Genomic DNA, 888 nt, shown 5'->3' on the forward strand with positions numbered 1-888 from the left:
CACCGTACGCAGTCCTGCGTGACGCGTACACCGAAGCTGCGCTCGGCATGATCGACGGTGGCGCCGACGCCATCCTCGTCGAAACCTGCCAGGACCTGCTTCAGGTGAAAGCTGCAATCCTCGGCAGTCAGCGCGCGATGGAGCAACTCGGACTGCGGTTGCCGATCATCACGCACGTGACGGTCGAGACAACCGGAACGATGCTCCTGGGCAGTGAGATCGGTGCGGCGCTGACGGCACTCGAGCCACTCGGTATCGACATGATCGGCCTGAACTGTGCCACCGGGCCGGCCGAGATGAGCGAACATCTCCGGCACCTGTCCAAGTACTCGACGCTGCCGGTGTCGGTCATGCCCAATGCAGGTCTGCCGCAGCTCGGCCCCAAGGGCGCCGAGTACCCGCTGACCGCCGACGAATTGGCCGAAGCCCTCAGTGGTTTCGTTTCCGAGTTCGGACTCGGCCTCGTAGGCGGCTGCTGCGGTACGACACCCGAGCACATCAGCGCGGTCGCCGACGCGGTCCGTCAGGTCGAGAAGGCCCAGCGCACCCCGATCCACGAGCCGAGTACCTCTTCGCTGTACTCGGCGGTGCCGTTCGAGCAGGACGCCAGCATCCTGATGATCGGCGAACGCACGAACTCCAACGGCTCCAAGGCTTTCCGCGAGGCAATGCTCTCCGCGGACTACCAGAAGTGCCTGGACATCGCCAAGGACCAGACCCGCGACGGCGCACACATGCTCGACCTCAACGTCGACTACGTGGGCCGCGACGGTGCCGCCGACATGTCGGAACTGGCCAGCCGTCTGGCGACGTCCTCGACGCTGCCGATCATGCTCGACTCCACCGAGCCTGCCGTGTTGCAGGCCGGTCTCGAACACCTCGGTGGCC

General features: G+C 65.5%; 1 protein-coding gene. It reads left to right on the forward strand.

Annotated elements, in window-relative coordinates; translation table 11 throughout:
- Positions 1–888, forward strand: an 888-nt coding sequence (locus ATN38_RS32725) for a homocysteine S-methyltransferase family protein (RefSeq protein WP_256931760.1), incomplete at both ends; no start/stop codon positions are given.

The sequence above is a fragment of the Rhodococcus sp. FH8 genome (genome assembly GCF_019266085.1).
GTDB lineage: Bacteria > Actinomycetota > Actinomycetes > Mycobacteriales > Mycobacteriaceae > Rhodococcus_F > Rhodococcus_F qingshengii.